The 15,063-nt window shown below is 67.1% G+C and carries 19 protein-coding genes; 11 read left to right on the forward strand and 8 right to left on the reverse strand.

Translation table 11 applies throughout. The annotated features are described in order from the left end of the window. From QMA10_RS10370 to QMA10_RS10390, 5 genes are all read left to right on the forward strand, one after another. Positions 1–882 (forward strand): dihydrodipicolinate synthase family protein (locus QMA10_RS10370; RefSeq protein WP_290168097.1); only part of this gene is annotated, 882 nt, incomplete at its 5' end. Positions 883–884: 2 nt separating this feature from the next. Continuing rightward, a complete protein-coding gene (locus QMA10_RS10375) occupies positions 885–1,859 on the forward strand; it encodes an ROK family protein (protein ID WP_290168099.1) in 975 nt (324 codons plus the stop codon). After that, the gene (locus QMA10_RS10380; protein ID WP_290168102.1) at positions 1,852–2,553 is read left to right on the forward strand and encodes an N-acetylmannosamine-6-phosphate 2-epimerase; all 702 of its coding nucleotides are present in this window, start codon (positions 1,852–1,854) and stop codon (positions 2,551–2,553) included. The genes QMA10_RS10375 and QMA10_RS10380 overlap by 8 nt, the downstream gene beginning before the upstream one ends. Before the next feature lie 67 nt (positions 2,554–2,620). Then, a complete protein-coding gene (locus tag QMA10_RS10385) occupies positions 2,621–2,878 on the forward strand; it encodes a MerR family transcriptional regulator (RefSeq protein WP_290168103.1) in 258 nt (85 codons plus the stop codon). Beyond that, positions 2,863–3,348: a hypothetical protein gene (locus QMA10_RS10390; RefSeq protein WP_290168104.1), complete on the forward strand. Its 486-nt coding sequence runs from the start codon at positions 2,863–2,865 to the stop codon at positions 3,346–3,348. Before QMA10_RS10385 ends, QMA10_RS10390 begins: the two co-directional genes overlap by 16 nt. Before the next feature lie 12 nt (positions 3,349–3,360). On the opposite strand, the gene QMA10_RS10395 is transcribed toward QMA10_RS10390, so the two are convergent. Continuing rightward, positions 3,361–4,974, reverse strand: a complete 1,614-nt coding sequence (locus tag QMA10_RS10395; RefSeq protein ID WP_290168107.1) for an SLC13 family permease — start codon at positions 4,972–4,974, stop codon at positions 3,361–3,363. Between the two features lie 172 nt (positions 4,975–5,146). Here QMA10_RS10395 and QMA10_RS10400 point away from each other — a divergent pair, with 172 nt between their 5' ends. After that, complete coding sequence (locus QMA10_RS10400) at positions 5,147–5,707, forward strand: small multidrug efflux protein (RefSeq protein ID WP_290168109.1); 561 nt, start codon at positions 5,147–5,149, stop codon at positions 5,705–5,707. A gap of 15 nt (positions 5,708–5,722) precedes the next feature. Here the strand turns inward: QMA10_RS10400 and QMA10_RS10405 are convergent, their stop codons facing one another. From QMA10_RS10405 to QMA10_RS10420, 4 genes are read right to left on the reverse strand one after another with little or no spacing between them, the layout of a single operon-like run. Then, positions 5,723–6,130 carry a VOC family protein gene (locus tag QMA10_RS10405; RefSeq protein WP_290168111.1) on the reverse strand — a complete coding sequence of 136 codons (408 nt, stop codon included), beginning with the start codon at positions 6,128–6,130 and terminating at the stop codon, positions 5,723–5,725. 2 nt (positions 6,131–6,132) lie between these two features. Continuing rightward, a complete protein-coding gene (locus QMA10_RS10410) occupies positions 6,133–6,633 on the reverse strand; it encodes an SRPBCC family protein (protein ID WP_290168113.1) in 501 nt (166 codons plus the stop codon). Continuing rightward, positions 6,633–7,139 (reverse strand): SRPBCC family protein, encoded by a 507-nt coding sequence (locus tag QMA10_RS10415; RefSeq protein ID WP_290168114.1) that lies wholly within the window; start codon positions 7,137–7,139, stop codon positions 6,633–6,635. The genes QMA10_RS10410 and QMA10_RS10415 overlap by 1 nt, the downstream gene beginning before the upstream one ends. Further along, positions 7,136–7,504, reverse strand: a complete 369-nt coding sequence (locus tag QMA10_RS10420) for a metalloregulator ArsR/SmtB family transcription factor (RefSeq protein ID WP_290168116.1) — start codon at positions 7,502–7,504, stop codon at positions 7,136–7,138. Before QMA10_RS10420 ends, QMA10_RS10415 begins: the two co-directional genes overlap by 4 nt. A 211-nt stretch (positions 7,505–7,715) precedes the next feature. Here QMA10_RS10420 and QMA10_RS10425 point away from each other — a divergent pair, with 211 nt between their 5' ends. Then, a complete protein-coding gene (locus QMA10_RS10425; protein ID WP_290168119.1) occupies positions 7,716–8,009 on the forward strand; it encodes a hypothetical protein in 294 nt (97 codons plus the stop codon). On the opposite strand, the gene gluQRS is transcribed toward QMA10_RS10425, so the two are convergent. Together gluQRS and QMA10_RS10435 are read right to left on the reverse strand one after the other, a co-directional pair. After that, complete coding sequence (gluQRS, locus tag QMA10_RS10430) at positions 8,006–8,935, reverse strand: tRNA glutamyl-Q(34) synthetase GluQRS (protein ID WP_290168120.1); 930 nt, start codon at positions 8,933–8,935, stop codon at positions 8,006–8,008. The two genes, QMA10_RS10425 and gluQRS, sit on opposite strands and share 4 nt — an antisense overlap. A gap of 83 nt (positions 8,936–9,018) precedes the next feature. Further along, the gene (locus QMA10_RS10435) at positions 9,019–9,447 is read right to left on the reverse strand and encodes a VOC family protein (RefSeq protein WP_290168122.1); all 429 of its coding nucleotides are present in this window, start codon (positions 9,445–9,447) and stop codon (positions 9,019–9,021) included. A gap of 118 nt (positions 9,448–9,565) precedes the next feature. Here QMA10_RS10435 and QMA10_RS10440 point away from each other — a divergent pair, with 118 nt between their 5' ends. From QMA10_RS10440 to QMA10_RS10455, 4 genes are all read left to right on the forward strand, one after another. Next, positions 9,566–11,161, forward strand: coding sequence for an exonuclease domain-containing protein (locus QMA10_RS10440; RefSeq protein ID WP_290168124.1), 1,596 nt, complete (start codon positions 9,566–9,568; stop codon positions 11,159–11,161). Between the two features lie 62 nt (positions 11,162–11,223). Continuing rightward, entirely contained in the window at positions 11,224–12,084 is an 861-nt protein-coding gene (locus tag QMA10_RS10445) for an MBL fold metallo-hydrolase (RefSeq protein ID WP_290168127.1), read from the forward strand. A gap of 120 nt (positions 12,085–12,204) precedes the next feature. Continuing rightward, a complete protein-coding gene (locus QMA10_RS10450) occupies positions 12,205–13,440 on the forward strand; it encodes an NRAMP family divalent metal transporter (RefSeq protein WP_290168128.1) in 1,236 nt (411 codons plus the stop codon). A gap of 26 nt (positions 13,441–13,466) precedes the next feature. After that, positions 13,467–14,288 (forward strand): putative hydro-lyase, encoded by an 822-nt coding sequence (locus tag QMA10_RS10455; RefSeq protein ID WP_290168131.1) that lies wholly within the window; start codon positions 13,467–13,469, stop codon positions 14,286–14,288. 41 nt (positions 14,289–14,329) lie between these two features. Here QMA10_RS10455 and QMA10_RS10460 read toward each other — a convergent pair whose 3' ends face one another. Then, entirely contained in the window at positions 14,330–14,995 is a 666-nt protein-coding gene (locus tag QMA10_RS10460; protein ID WP_290168134.1) for a GntR family transcriptional regulator, read from the reverse strand. Positions 14,996–15,063: the final 68 nt, after the last annotated feature.

A 15,063-nucleotide genomic window follows, 5' to 3' on the forward strand; every position in this document is an offset into this window, starting at 1 on the left:
ACGCCCCGCAGCGCCGACGGCAGCATTGACACCCATTCCCTCACCCGGGTGACCAAACACCTGCTGGAAGGCGGCGTGCACGGACTGTTTGTCCTCGGCTCTTCCGCCGAGGTGCCCTACATGACCAACGACGAGCGGGAGCTGGTGGTCACCACCATTGCCGGCGTCAACGCCGGCCAGGTCCCGCTGATTGTCGGGGCGTGCGAGCAGACCACCAACCGCGTCATCGAAGAAGGCCGCAAAATGGTTGGCCTGGGCGCCGACGCCCTGGTGGTGACGTCCCCGTTCTACGCCATCCCCAACGTGCAGGAAACCGACACCCACTTCCGCAGCATCCATGCAGCCCTGGACGTGCCGCTCTTCGCCTACGACGTCCCGGTCCGCACCCACTTCAAGCTGCCGCTGGACCTGCTGATCCAGCTGGGCCAGGACCAGGTCATAGCAGGCGTCAAGGATTCCTCCGGTGACGACGTGTCCTTCCGCCAGCTCTGCCTGGCCGCCCGCAGCATCGAGAACTTCTCCGTGTTCACCGGCCACGAAGTGGTGGTGGACGGTGCCCTGCTGGGCGGCGCCGACGGGGTGGTGCCCGGCCTGGGCAACGTGGATCCGGCCGGTTACCGCCGGCTCTACGATGCAGCAGGCCGCGGCGACTTTGCCTCGGCCGCAGCCGAGCAGGACCGTTTGGCGGATGTCTTCAACATTGTCTACGCCCCCACCCCGGGCCGCGTCTCCGGTGGTGCGGCAGGGCTGGGTGCGTTCAAGACCGCGCTGATGCTGATGGGCGTCATCGACACCAACATCATGTCCGCGCCGATGGTCACGCTGAATGAGCCCGAAACGGGCGCCATCCGCACCATCCTTGAACGCAACGGCCTGATCTGACCATGCCCTCCGCTTCGCACTGTGTGATTGGGGTGGACATCGGCGGCACTAAAACCGCCGCCGGCCTCGTGGACGCCGCCGGCACGGTGCACGCCGCGGACTCCCGGCCCACCCCGGCCGCCGCCGGCTCCGCAGCCATCCTGGCCACCGCCGTCGGGCTCGTGGAATCCCTGCTGGCGCATGCCCGCACCCTGGGGCTGCGCCCGGCGGCCGTTGGCATCGGATCGGCCGGGGTCATCGACGCCCGGGACGGATCGGTGGTTTCCGCCACCGATTCGCTCACCGGCTGGGCCGGGACCCCGCTGGCCGCCCACCTCAGCCGGCACACCGGGCTTCCCGCCTACGCCGTCAATGACGTGCACGCCCACAACCTGGGCGAACACTGGCAGGGCGCGTCCGCCGGTGCGGAGTCCAGCCTGCTGGTGGCCGTGGGCACCGGCGTCGGCGGATCGTTGATCCTGGCCGGCGCACCACACCTGGGATCGCGTGCCGTGGCCGGACACGTGGGGCATCTCGCCTCGCCCTACGCGTATGACGACGGCGGCCGCCCGCTGCCGTGCAGCTGCGGACGCGCGGGGCACCTGGAAGCCATTGCCTCCGGCCCGTCCATAGCTAACCTGTACCGGCGGCTGGCAGGAACCGGTGATGCAGTCTCCGGGCGCGAGGTTGCTGTCCGCGCTGCAGCCGGTGAGCCCTTGGCGCTGCAGGCCCTGACCCTCGGCGCGCAAGCTGCCGGCCAGGCGGTGGGGGGACTGGCCAACGTCCTGGATCCGGACAGGGTGGTCATCGGCGGGGGAGTGTCCGCCGCAGGGGAGCTGTGGTGGACGCCGTTCCTCGCAGCGGTCCGGTCCGAACTCATGGATCCGCTGGCCGGCCTGCCCGTGCTTCCCGCCGTCCTGGGCTCCAACGCCGCCGTCGCGGGAGCCGCCAAACTCGCCTTGGACCGTATCGATGTTCCGGAGGAAACCCGTGTCTGACCCGATTGCACCACACCCCTCGAAGCTAGACCTTTTAACGCTGGAAGGCCGCCTGATTGTCTCCTGCCAGGCCTACCCCGGCGAACCCCTGCGGGACCCGCGGACCATGGCGCAGATGGCGCAGGCCGCTGTGACCGGCGGGGCCGCAGCGGTCCGCATCCAGGGCATCACTGATCTGGAACAGACCCGCGCCGCAGTGGATGTACCGGTGATCGGACTCTGGAAGGACGGCAGTGACGGCGTGTTCATCACGCCCACGCTGAAGCATGCCCTGGCGTGTGCGGCGGCAGGCTCGGACATCGTGGCGATTGACGGCACCCGCCGGCCTCGCCCGGACGGCCTGACCCTGGCTGAAACCGTCTCGGCACTGCACGAACAGACCGGGGCGCTGGTGATGGCGGACTGCGGCTCAGCGGCGGACGCCAAAGCCGCAGCCGACGCCGGGGCGGACCTGATCGGCACCACATTGGCCGGGTATACGGGGGAGCGGCCCAAGACCGACGGTCCGGACCTGGAACTGATCGCCGGGATCGCTGTGCTTGACGTGGGCCGGCCGCTGATTGCCGAGGGCCGTATCCATACTCCTGCCCAGGCCCGGGCCTGTGTGGACGCGGGCGCGTTCGCCGTCGTTGTCGGCACCGCCATTACGCACCCCGCCACCATTACCGGCTGGTTTGCGGACGCCCTGGCCTAACGGCACACTCTGCCCAGCCGCTCCCGGCGGGTATTCTTTGACTCTCGGGGCCCGGGGAGGGGATCGGATGGCGTGGAGCACGCGCGAACTGGCTGAACTGGCACACACCACGGTGAACACCGTGCGACACTACCACCGGCTGGGTCTCCTGGAGGAGCCCGACCGGCGGTACAACGGCTACAAGCAGTACGGGGCCCGGCACCTGGTGAGCCTCCTGCGGATCCGGCGTCTGGCCGCTCTGGGCGTGCCGCTGGCGCAGATGCAGGAGCTTGGTGCGGGCGCTCCGGCCCTTCGGAGGTTCTGCAGGAAGTGGATGCGGAGCTGAAAAAGAGCATCGAGCGGCTGCAGGAGGCGCGGGCCCATATCGCAGCCATTCTTTCGCACCGGGCGCCCGCAGACGTCCCCGCGGGCTTCGAAGCCGTCGCTTCGCGCTTATCCGAAAATGACACCGCCGTGATCCACCTGATGAGCCGGCTGTATGACGAAGAAGAGCTGGCTGATGTGCGGAGGATGACCGCGGACGAATCAGATGACACGGGCCCGGACCTTGACGGGCTGCCGGCCGATGCCGATGAGCAGACCCGGCAGGAACTTGCCGGCAGGATTGCGGTGGTGCTGGCACGGAATTTGACCGAGTACCCGTGGATGAACAACCCTGCGGCCGCTCGGACCGCATCCGGGCACCTCACCGCGGAAAAGGTGGGGGGAGGTCCTGGCCGAGTTGTACAACCCCGCACAGCTGGATGTGATCATGCGGGCGGGTATCCTGGCAGCCGAACAGGTGCGGGCCCCTAATAGCTAAACAGCTCAGAACGGCCAGATCAGCGGCACATAGAACACCCCGGCTGCCAGGAAGATCAGGGCAAGCGGCAGGCCCAGCCGCCAGTAATCGCCAAAGCGGTAGCCGCCCGGCTGCATGATCATGAGGTTCGCCGGTGTGGCGATGGGCGTAAGGAAGGCCGCGGCCCCCACCACGGTCAGCGCCATCATGAACGGCTGCACGCTCACCTCCAGCGTCTGGGCAAACGACACCGCCACGGGTGCCATGACCAGCACCGTGGCCACATTGGAGATGACTTGGCTGAGGATGAGCGTAAGCACGCAAATGATCAGCAGGGCAAAATGCGGGGAACCTCCGCCGGTGAGACGGTCCACGAGAGCGGCAATCTGATCAGCCGCACCTGATGAAACGAACGCGTTGGACAGCGGAATGAGACCCGCGATAAGGACAACGGTGTCCCAGGAAACGGCACGGAAACCCTGGGGAACGGTAACCGTTCCCGAGACAACGAGTGCCCCCGCAGCCAGCAGGCCAACGATCACCGGAGGAACAACACCGGTGGCCAGCAGGACGATGGTGCCGATGAGCACGGCGAGGCAGCGGCGCCAGCCGCGTCCCAGCGGCACGCTCCGCTGGACGGTTTGGGAGGGCTCGACGGCGATCACATCGGCGGAGTCGGTGTAGCGGTGCAGTGCATCCCACGGGCCGTGCACCAGCACACCGTCCCCTGCGTGCAGGGTGAGCTCACCGGTTGCGGGCGCGGCGTCCGGTCCGGTGGACGGGGTGCCGCCGCGGCGCAGGGCGATGACTGCGAGGTCGCCGTCCCCGATGATTTCTCCGGGGAAGACGGTGCGTCCGATCAGCCTCGAGTGAGGTGCCACTATTACCTCGGCCACGCCTTCGCCTCCGGTGAAAAGCCGCCCGGCGTCGAGATCGGCGGTGTATCTCTCCTGCCAGGACCGCACCCGTTGACGGGGGTCGGCGGTGTTTCCCGCGGCCCGTTCGGCGGTTCTCTCCGGGAGGAGCCGTCCGCCGAAGGCCACCACCAGGAGCGCGGTCACGATGACGAGGGGGATTCCCACCAGCGCAAACTCGAAGTAGCCGAACTCCCGCCCGCCCGAATCGGCGGCGATTTGGGACACGATGATGTTGACCGGTGTTCCGGTCAGCGTCAGCAGGGATCCGGCACCGGCGGCGAAGGCCAGCGGAATCAGCATGCGTGAGGGAACAACACCGGAGCGTCCCGCGGCAACGACGGCGACCGGCAGGAGCGCCGCAACGGCACCATTGATGCTGATCACGGCGGAGAGCACAGCCGCAGCGGCCATGACCGCCAGGAGAAGCCCTGCCCCGCGCAGGGACGAACGCCGCTCGAGCTGCTGCCCGATCCAGGCGGTGATGCCGGTGGCGTCGAGTGCGTCGCTGAGGACAAAGAGGAAGGCGATGAACAGGACCACCGGATCGCTGAATCCCTGCAGGGCTTCGGTCAGCGGAAGCACCCCGGCGGCCCAAAGCGCCAGGGGGACGAACAGCGCGACGATCACGAGCGGGATCCGGTTTGTCATGAAGCCCAGTACCGCCAGGACCAGCACCGCGTACGTGGCCCACCTTGGGTCCAGGACCATCTGCAGGTTGTCCACGAATCCAGTCAAGAGGGTTAACGCCGGCATGTCGATGGATCAGCGTCCCGGGCGGGTGCAGAGGAGCGAACTGCCTTCTGCGCCGGGGTTGACCCTGTTCCGGGAACACAGCTTCTACTGATGAAACGCCCGGAAATGTCCGGCGCATCAAGCGCAGAGAGGCACAATCGTCATGAACCCCATCGAGGATCTCATCCAAAACTTCCAGGAACTGGCGGCCCAGGTGCCGGAAGCTCTGCAGCCGTTGGTTGTGGCCTTGGCCGGTGCCATCCCGTTCATTGAGGGGGAGGGCGGAGCAATCATCGGCGTCGTCGGAGGAGTCCCTCTGATCCTTGCCGCAGCGGCAGCGGCTGCCGGCAATTTCCTGAGCGTCCTTGTCGTCGTCTTGCTCGGTTCCCGGGCGCGGCATGCCGTAGTTGACCGAAGGGCCGTGCACGCCGCCGCAGCAGGTGCCGCCGGGGGAGGGACGGTGGCGACACTCAACGCCGTCCCTGCGGCGCCTGAGTCAAAGGGCCGGCAGCGGTTTAAGCGCTGGCTGGTGCGGTTTGGGGTTCCGGGGGCCAGTCTTCTGGGCCCGTTGGCGGTCCCGACCCAGTTCACCTCCGCGATGCTGGTTGCCGCCGGAACTCCGCGGGGCTGGGTGCTGCTTTGGCAGGCAGCAGCCATCATCCTCTGGACGACCGTTGCCGCGGTCTCGATCTGGGCCGCGCTCACGTTTGTGATCGGCGCCTGAGATTCCAGGGCGGTATCAGCCGGCGCGAGGTATCAGCGGATGCTCGGCCCGGACCGTCAGTTCCTGGACGGTCCAGGAATTACCGTCCGGGTCCGAGAATCCGAACAGGGTCCCGCCGTCGCGCGGGTCAATGACGGTGACCTCGCCGGCGTCCACGCCGCGCTCCACCAGCTCCCGCCGGGCCGCCCGGGCATCCGAGACCACCAGCTGCAGTCCGTGCAGGGACCCGGGCTCCATCCGCTGCCGGGACGGATTGCCGATCACTATGGAGCATCCCGAACCCGGCGGCGTCAGCTGGGCAAAATCCATGTCGCCGGCGGTGGTGCGGTGGTCCAGGATGAAACCCATCTGGTCGCGGTAGAAGGCAATGGCCCGGTCCAGATCGGTAACCGGAACCTGCACCACTTCGAGGGTCCAGTCCACGGTTACTCCCTGCCTTCCGGCGTGTCGGCGGGCAGGGACGCGAGCAGGTCATCCAGCTGGTCATAACCGGAGGACATTCCCTCTTCCATGCCGTTGGACAGGAACGTGTCGCGGGCCTGCACCGAGGGGTACAGGGAACGGCCGGAGAGCCGGCTCCTGCCGCCGGGCAAGTCCGTGAAGGTGCTGTACTCCAGTGTCACCACGTTCGGATCAGCTTCGAATTCGAAGGTCTGCAGCACAAAATCGTCCTGCCGCAGGGTATGGAAGACACCCCGGAAAGCGTATTCATCCTCGCCCCGGCACTGCACAAACCGGTAGGCGCCGCCGGTGCGCGCTTCGAAGACATCAATCCGGGTGGCCAGGTCCTGCGGTCCGATCCACCGGGCGAACAGCTCCGGGTCCGTGTGGGCGCGGAACACGTCACGGACCGGGTAATCGAATTCCCGGGAGTAATCCATGTGCGGCTCACCCGTCGGAGCACTGAGATTCAGGGGGTTGCTCATCACGCACTCCGTCCCTGCAGCGCTTCCGGCTGGAGCTGGGCAAGCAGTTCCTCCATCCGGTCGAAGCCCTCGGCCACTCCGGATTCCATACCGGAAGCAGCCATGCCGTCCCGCGCCTCCATGGAGGGGTAGACGGCATGGGCGCTGATCCGGGTGCGGCCGCCGTCGAGCGGTTCAAGGGTCATGAATTCCAGGCTGGTGACATCCGGATATCCGGAGAACTCGAAGGTTTGGATGGCGGATTCGTTCTCCCGCACGGTGTGGAAGATGCCCCGGAATTCATAGGGGATCCCCTCCGGCCCGGTGTGGATGTAGCTGTAGGAGCCGCCGGTCCGGAAGTCGTAGTGGTTGATCTCCATCTTCATGCCGCGCGGACCGAGCCACTGGGCCACCAGCTCCGGTTCGGCGTAGACCCTGAAGACCTGTTCCACGGGGTAGTCCACCTCGCGGGTGAAATCAATGAACGGAACTCCGTCCGGAACGGAAAGCTGCAGTGCGTTGGTCATGATGGTTCCTTTGCCTGCGGGCCGCCTGTCGCTGCGGCCTGTGCGTGGAGCACGGCGTCAAGGCTGCGGAACTGCTCCTCGCGGATCAGCCGGTACTGGCCGATCCAGGCGGTGAGCGCCTCCAGCCGTGCGGGGTTCAGGTGGACGGGACGGCGCTGGGCGTCGCGGCTGCGCGTGACGAGCTGTGCCTGCTCGAGGACCTGAATGTGCTTCGAGATTGCCTGCTTGGAGATCTCGAAGGGTTCCGCAAGTTCGTTGACCGTGGCCGGACCCCGGGACAACCGGGCGATGATGCGGCGGCGGGCCGGATCTGCCAGGGCCAGGAAGGCCCGGTCCAGTTCTGCCTCGTCACCTGATGCGTCCATGGCTTTGGCCAGCTTCTGTCAGGGTGATCCGGGCGGTTTCCCGCCGGTAATCAAGGTGCTGGTTGTTCAACCTGTTGGTTGATTACGAAGCTACGCCCGTGCGGTGGCACGGTCAACGGGTTTTGCATCTTTTGTCGGAGACTTTTCCCCGGCGGGGACTGCCCGCCCCCGCCGGTATTCACAGGCACAGGGCACCGCCGGACAATAAAGCATGACTAGTTCGGTTTCACGTTCCCGTCCCCGCGGCGAGCCCGCTTTCCATTGGGGCAGTTTTGTCTTCGGGCTGATCATGCTGCTGCTGGTGATCGCGCAGGGGGTGGCCTCCGGGCTTCCGGGCTATGTGGGTATGGCCGGGCTGATCCTGCTGCTGACCGGCCTGTATGCCTTCTTCACCCGCCGGCCCTCCTGGCTGTGGCTGCATCACCGGCGGGACGCTGCCGTCGTGGCGGTCATCGGACTTGCAGCCTTCATCCTGGCACTGGGCATTCATCTCGGCAGGGTCTAGGAGCCGGACAGCGCTGGGCCCGGCGAGTCGAAGACCCACGGTCCGCGCGGCAGCCGGGCCGGAGAGAATGCCTCCACTGCGTCCTCCAGTGTGCCCGGCGGCAGGTTAAGCGAGCCCAGAATCATGTTCCGCACGTCATCCGAACCCATGCCGGTGCCGGCCAGCGCTGTCAGGGTGATGGCGCCGTCGCGCTTCGCCAGCCGCCGGCCCGCACCGTTGAGCACCAGCGGGACATGCGCGTACTCCACCTCGGGCAGGTTCAGCAGCGAGGCGAGGTAGGCCTGCCGGGGTGCGGAGGTGAGCAGATCACCGCCGCGGACCACCTGGTCAATGCCCTGTGCGGCGTCGTCGATGACCACCGCGAGGTTGTAGGGCGGCACACCGTCATTGCGCAGCAGCACCATGTCATCCACCGGCCCGGTAAATTCGCCGTGCAGCAGATCGTGCACCGTGTACTGCTCCGCATCGGCGCGCAGCCGGAGAGCGGCGGGACGGTCCCGGCGCCGCCGCTCCCGTTCCGAATCCGTGAGATCCCGGCAGGTTCCGGGGTAGGCGCCGGGCGGTGCGTGCGGAGCCCGCGGTGCGTCGGCAATTTCACTGCGGGTGCAGAAGCACTCATAAACCTTGCCGGCGCCGGCCAGTTCGTCGATGGCGGCCAGATAGAGCCCGGTGCGTTCGGACTGCCGCACGGGAACGTCGTCCCAGGAGAGGCCGACGGCGGCGAGGTCCCGCAGCTGCCCGGCCTCCGTCCGCGAACGCTCGGGGTCAAGGTCTTCCACCCGCAGCAGGAACCCGCGCCCGGAGGAGCGGGCAAACAGCCAGGCCAGGACGGCGGTGCGGAGGTTGCCGACGTGGAGATCACCGGTGGGGCTGGGGGCGAAGCGGCCGGCGCCTGCTGTCACGGCGGGTGCGGGGGAAGCTGTCACTTGTCCACCTTACGCAACCGGCTGCTCCTCGGGCGCCACCGGATCCCCGGTCCAGCCCGGAACCTGTTCCAGTGCCTCGATACCTAGTCCAGCTCCTCGAACAGGGTCAGCTGAAGACCCCCGGGTGCGTTGAGCCGGGAGTTCAGCGACCGCCACGGCGTTTCGCGGGGCTCGGCCACCAGCTGCGCCCCGCCGTCGACGGCCGCCGCGGTGGCGGTCCGCGCGTCGTCGACTTCGAAGGCCACCCGAAGTTTCAGGCTCGGCTTGCCGTTGGCCTCCACCCGGTCAATCATGCGGACCTGGGCAGCGTTGGCGATCTCCAGGGTGGCCCGGCCGGCGTCGAGGATGGTGACCTCGGCACCGTCACCGCCCGAGTAGGCCTCCTGCTGCGGCAGGCCGAGGGTGTCACGGTAAAAGGCGAGGGCGGCCGCATAGTCCTCGGCGGCGATCACGAGGCGCAGCTGGCGGACGGGGGTGGCCTGGCCGGACGGATCCGGAGCGGTTGTGGTCATGCCGGCACAACCGATCCGGACGCTTCTGCATTCCCCGGAGGGTAAGGTAGAGGGCCGCCGCCCGCGGTTTCGACCCCCGGCTGAGTTCGGCCGGAAAGCCCAAGGACTTGCACACAACATGACATTGAACTTCACCGCGATCGACTTTGAAACAGCCAACGGATCGCGGGCCTCGGCCTGTGCCCTGGGCATGGTCAAGGTTCGCAGCGGACAGATCGTGGAGCGGGGACAGTGGCTCCTTCGGCCCGCCGACGGCGGCGGATTCCAGCAGCGCAACATTGATGTTCACGGCATCACCGAAGCCATGGTGTTCAACGCACCCACCTGGGCCCAGGTCCATTCCGAGATTGCTGCCTTCATCGCCGACGACGCAGTGATCGCCCACAACGCAGCCTTTGACCTTGACGTTTTCCGTAAAACCAGCGAGGCAGCCGGAATCGCACCGGCACCGTACCGCTCCGGCTGCTCGGTGAAACTGGCGCAGAGCCTGCTGCCGCTGGAGAACCACAAACTGCCCACCGTCCACGCAGCGCTGGGCTTTGGAGCTTTCCAGCACCATGACGGGCTGGCCGACGCCGAGGCCTGCGCCAACATCACCATTGCCCTCGCGGACAGGGAGAACCTGGCGGACATCGACGCGGTGCTGGCGCTGTGCGGGTCCCGGAAGCCCGCGGGATCCGGCGGTGCTTCAGCCGCTGCATCATGGGCAGGTGCCGCAGCTCCCGCAGCTCCCGCGGCTGCGCGGGCTCAGCGGTTCGCGCCGCGCACCGCCCTGAGCCTCGCGGAACCGGTGACAGCGCGCTCCGACAAGATGAACGGTCACATGGTTTCCTTCACCGGCGACTTCTCCGTGGAACGCTCCGTCCTGCAGCAGCTGGTCCTGGAACACGGCGGGGCGCTGAACAACCACGCCCCCACGCGCACCACCACACTGCTGGTGGCCGGGGACTGGGACGCAGAAATGCTGCGGCCCGGCGCCGTTGTCAGCCGCTCCGTTCAAAAGGCCCAGGACCTGCGCGCCAAAGGCCAGGCGCTGGAGATCATCAGCGAAGCGGCGTTGTGGGAGCTGCTGGATGCTGATCCGGCGGCTGCGGCGGAGGCTGCCGCAGCTGCGGCCCTGCTGCCCTCCGCCTATGAACCGCTGTCCCTGGCCGACGCCCCGCCGCAGCTGCCCAAGCGCCGCGACGTCAAGGGGATGGCTGCCGTGCTGGCCCGGATGGGTCCGGCGGAGCTCGCCGCTGCCACCTTCAAGAGCGAGCACTACGGAGTGTTCCGGGTCTCCGGCACCGCCTTCAAATCCCCGGTCCTCGGTGTTCGGATGCTGGGCCACCGCAGCATCGAAAACAACGGCAAGCCCGAGCGGGACATTCATTCCTTGGCAGTTCTGCAGGACGAGGACGCCGCCTTTGTCGCCGTCCTCACCGCAGGCCTTTCCCTGGAAGAGTCCACCGGCCTGCTGCTGGGCAGCGTCCGGCACGGTGATGTGGTGACCGCAGTATTCGATGCCCTGGGCGGCCCGTTCGTGGTTCAGGGCGTGGCGGTTTACGCTCCCGTTGCCGACATGTTCATGCTGGGCTCGATGATTCTGGCACACCGCGGGCGGCCCGGAACCAAGCTCAGCTCGCTGGAGTCGATCACCCCGCGCGACGGGCACACGCTGGCAGTGCCCGAGATGATCACCGCCTGGGACTTCTACGAATCCTCGGCCGACTAGCGCAGCCAAGCTGTTGCAGCCCGCCGGAAGCCGGGCTATACCTCTATACAGGAGGTACCGGCATGCGCGGTGGACACAAACACCAGGGATACTCACTGAGCGAGCCGGCCCCCGACGTCTTCTTTGTTGAGGGGCCGGCGTCAAACTGGGTCATTCTGCGGCGCGGCGCCTCCTTCACCCTGATCGACGGCGGCTACCCCGGGGACCTGCCGCTGGTGCTGGCCTCGCTTTCGGACGCCGGCCTGCATCCTGCTGACGCCTCCGCCGTCCTCATCACGCACGCGCATATCGACCACGCGGGGACCGCCGGCCACTTCGCCGCAGCGTACGGCACCCCCGTGCTGTGCAGTGCGCCCGAGCTTCCGTACCTAGTGGGGCAGGACCGGGACCAGGTCTCAGTCATGACCATCATGAGCAGGGCCTGGCAGCCTTCGGTGCTGCATTGGGCCTTGCACGTCCTGGCTTCCGGCGGTGCCTCCCGGGTGGCGGTCCTGTCCGCCGCGGCATGGGCCGGCGACGACGAGCTCGCCGGACTGCCGGGATCTCCCGTGGCCGTTCCCACGCCCGGCCACACCCCCGGCCACACCGCCTTCTTCCTGCCGGAGGCCCGCGCGGCGGTGACCGGCGACGCTCTGGTGACCGGGCACGCGATCAGCAGGATCCGCGGGCCGCAGATGCTTGATCCGATGTTCCAATCGGATGAGGCCCGTGCCCGCCGCTCGCTGGGACAGCTGGGAAAACTGGAGGCCTCGCTGCTGCTGCCCGGCCACGGGCCTGCCGTCCGGACTGTGATGGGACGTGCGGTGGGAGCGGTGCGCTCGCACGCAGCGGTTCCGAAACGCAGGTTTGCGGTGCCGGGGCCGGCGGGCGGTTTTGCCGACCCGGTCTACGGCCGGAACGCCGCGGCTGGCGGGGACCAGTAGCCGGCGCAGCAGGTAAAAATCGCCGGACGGGGCAACACAATTTCCACAAGATTGTTCAACAACCCATAGACTGCTGAAAGTCATGTGGCAGCGGCCACATCCTCCGGCGATTGGAACAGCATGGATACAGCGGCCCCGAACGAGACTCCTCCCCGCAAGGCAAAGCTCAAACCCAATGCCAAGCGGACGGCGCTGCTCGGCGCCATGTTCCTCATGGCCACCAGCGCCATCGGGCCCGGGTTCATCACCCAGACAACCGTCTTCACCGTCCAGCTCGGCGCCGCCTTTGCCTTCGCCATTTTGGTGTCCATCCTCGTGGACATTGCCGTCCAGTTGAACGTCTGGCGGATCATCGGCGTCTCCGGCCTGCGCGCCCAGGTGCTGGGCAACAAGGTCCTGCCGGGAGCCGGCTGGCTGCTCGCCGCGCTGGTGTTCATCGGCGGCCTGGTCTTCAACATCGGAAACATTGCCGGCACGGGTCTGGGCATGAACGCCATGTTCGGGCTGGATCCCAAAATCGGCGGTGCCGTCTCCGCCGTCGTCGCCGTCCTGGTGTTCCTGTCCAAACGGGCCGGACTGGCACTTGACCGGATTGTGGTGATGCTGGGCGCCGTCATGATCCTGCTGATGCTCTATGTGGCCATTGTGGCCGCCCCTCCCGTGGGTGAAGCCCTCAAGAACACGGTGCTTCCTGCCGAGGTGAATTTCCTGACCATCACCACCCTGATCGGCGGGACCGTGGGCGGGTACATCACCTATGCCGGTGCGCACCGCCTGCTGGACTCCGGCACCACAGGCACCGGTCACGTCAAGGAAATCACTCGGGTTTCGCTGCTGGGCATCATTGTCACGGGCATCATGCGCGTGCTGTTGTTCCTGGCCATCCTGGGCGTAGTGTCCAGCGGCGTCGCGCTGACGGGCAGCAACTTGGCCGCCGATGCCTTCCTGGCAGCAGCCGGTGAAATTGGCCTGCGCATGTTCGGCATCGTCTTCTGGGCCGCGGCCCTGACATCCGTCATCGGCGCCGCGTACACCTCGGTCTCCTTCGTCACCACGCCGGCCACAAAGGACCGCACCCGCAGTCTGATCACCGTGGCATTTATTCTCTTCTGCCTGGCCGTCTACCTGCTGGCAGGCCAGGCACCGCAAACGCTGCTGGTGTTCGCCGGAGCGTTCAACGGCCTGATCCTGCCGCTCGGTTTCGGCATCCTGCTCTATGCCGCGTGGCGCCGCAGGGACCTGCTGCAGGGGTATGAGTACCCGAAGTGGCTTCTGGGCATCGGAGTGCTGGCCTGGCTGCTCACCCTGTTCCTGGGCTGGAATTCCCTGTCCGGTCTCGCCGCGCTGTGGCAGTAGCACCGGCACCGTCGAAAGGACCCTCCATGAACGCCGATTTCGAATTCCGGCATCTGCTCGCTGATACCGTATCCACAGCCGCGCTGACTGCGGCCGAGGCGCGCACCCTTTTCCGCAGCGGGCTGGTTACCCCCACGGCGGGCTGGTGTGCCGGCTATGCGCAGGCCAACCTGATCATTGTGCCCAAATCCCAGGCCTTCGATTTCCTCCTTTTCGCGCATCGGAACCCCAAATCCTGCCCGATCCTGGGCGTGCTCGACGCCGGTGAAACCTCCGGACCGCTGCTGGCCGACGGCGACATCCGGACGGACCTGCCGCAGTACACGGTGTACGTGGACGGTGAGAAAGTGGCTGAGCCAACGGACATTTCCGGCTACTGGCGCGATGACCTGGTGACCTTCATTGTGGGCTGCAGCTTCACCTTTGAGGCTGCTCTGCAGGAGGGCGGCATCCGCGTTGCGCACATTGACCAGGGCACCAACGTGCCCATGTACCGCACCTCGATCTGGTGCCGGCCGGCGGGAAGCATCAGCGGCCCCCTGGTGGTGTCGATGCGTCCCATTCCGGCCGCCCAGGTGTCCGACGCCGTCCGGATCACCTCCCGCTATCCTGCGGTTCACGGGGCTCCGGTCCATGTGGGAAACCCGGAGGAACTGGGCATCACCAACCTGGGCCGGCCGGACTTCGGTGATCCGGTGGAGATCCAGGAAGGGTACGTTCCGGTGTTCTGGGCGTGCGGGGTGACTCCGCAGGCCGCCGTGATGGAGTCGAAACCGTCACTGGCGATTGGACACGCCCCCGGGCACATGCTGATCACGGATGCGCGGGACAGTTCGTACCTGGTGTGAGCGGGCCCGGCGAGAATCAATAGGCCGCAGGCCGGGGCCGGCTAAGGAGCCAGATGTCCCAGCAGTTCGGCCTCGGCGGCGTCGAGATAGCCGCGAAGCGCATCGGCGGCTTCCGCCCGGCGGCCGGCACGCAGCAGCACGACCAGTGACGCGTTTTCCTCAACATAGCGGCTGTGGAAATCAGGTTCGCTGCGCATCGAATGAAACACCAGGCGCATCTCTGCGAGCACACGGCCCATCATCTGCTGCAGCTGCACACTGCCGGACATGGCCACCAGACTCTGATGGAAGTCCTGATTGGCCGCCGCCATTTGCGCCACAATTCCCCGGGATCTGGCCGCCCGGGCATCTGCAATGACCGCATCCATCCGGGGCAGGTCCAGCTTCGGCCCCCACTGGACGGCGGCCGGTTCCAGCATCCGCCGGACGCTGTAGATTTCGCGCACCGCATCGGCGTCGGGGGAGGCGACAAACACTCCGCGGTTGGGGTAGCGCGTCACCACGGATTCGATGCTGAGCATGGTGAAGGCTTCGCGCAGGGTATTCCGGGAGACCTGCATGGAGTCGGCGAGCTGCTGTTCCGACAGCTTGGTGCCCGGCGGCAGTTCGCCGGCGGCGATGCGGCTGCGCAGCACATCGGCCACCCATGCCGTGGTGTTGGCATGGCCGGAGCGATCGGTGGTGATGTCCCCCAGATTCACAAGCATCTCCCTAATCTAGCGGGCGGGCAGTCGCAGATGGTGCAGGACGAGAGATCCGGAGCACCGGCCGGAGG

Origin of the sequence: Arthrobacter sp. APC 3897, from assembly GCF_030407495.1 — a bacterium.
GTDB lineage: Bacteria > Actinomycetota > Actinomycetes > Actinomycetales > Micrococcaceae > Arthrobacter_B.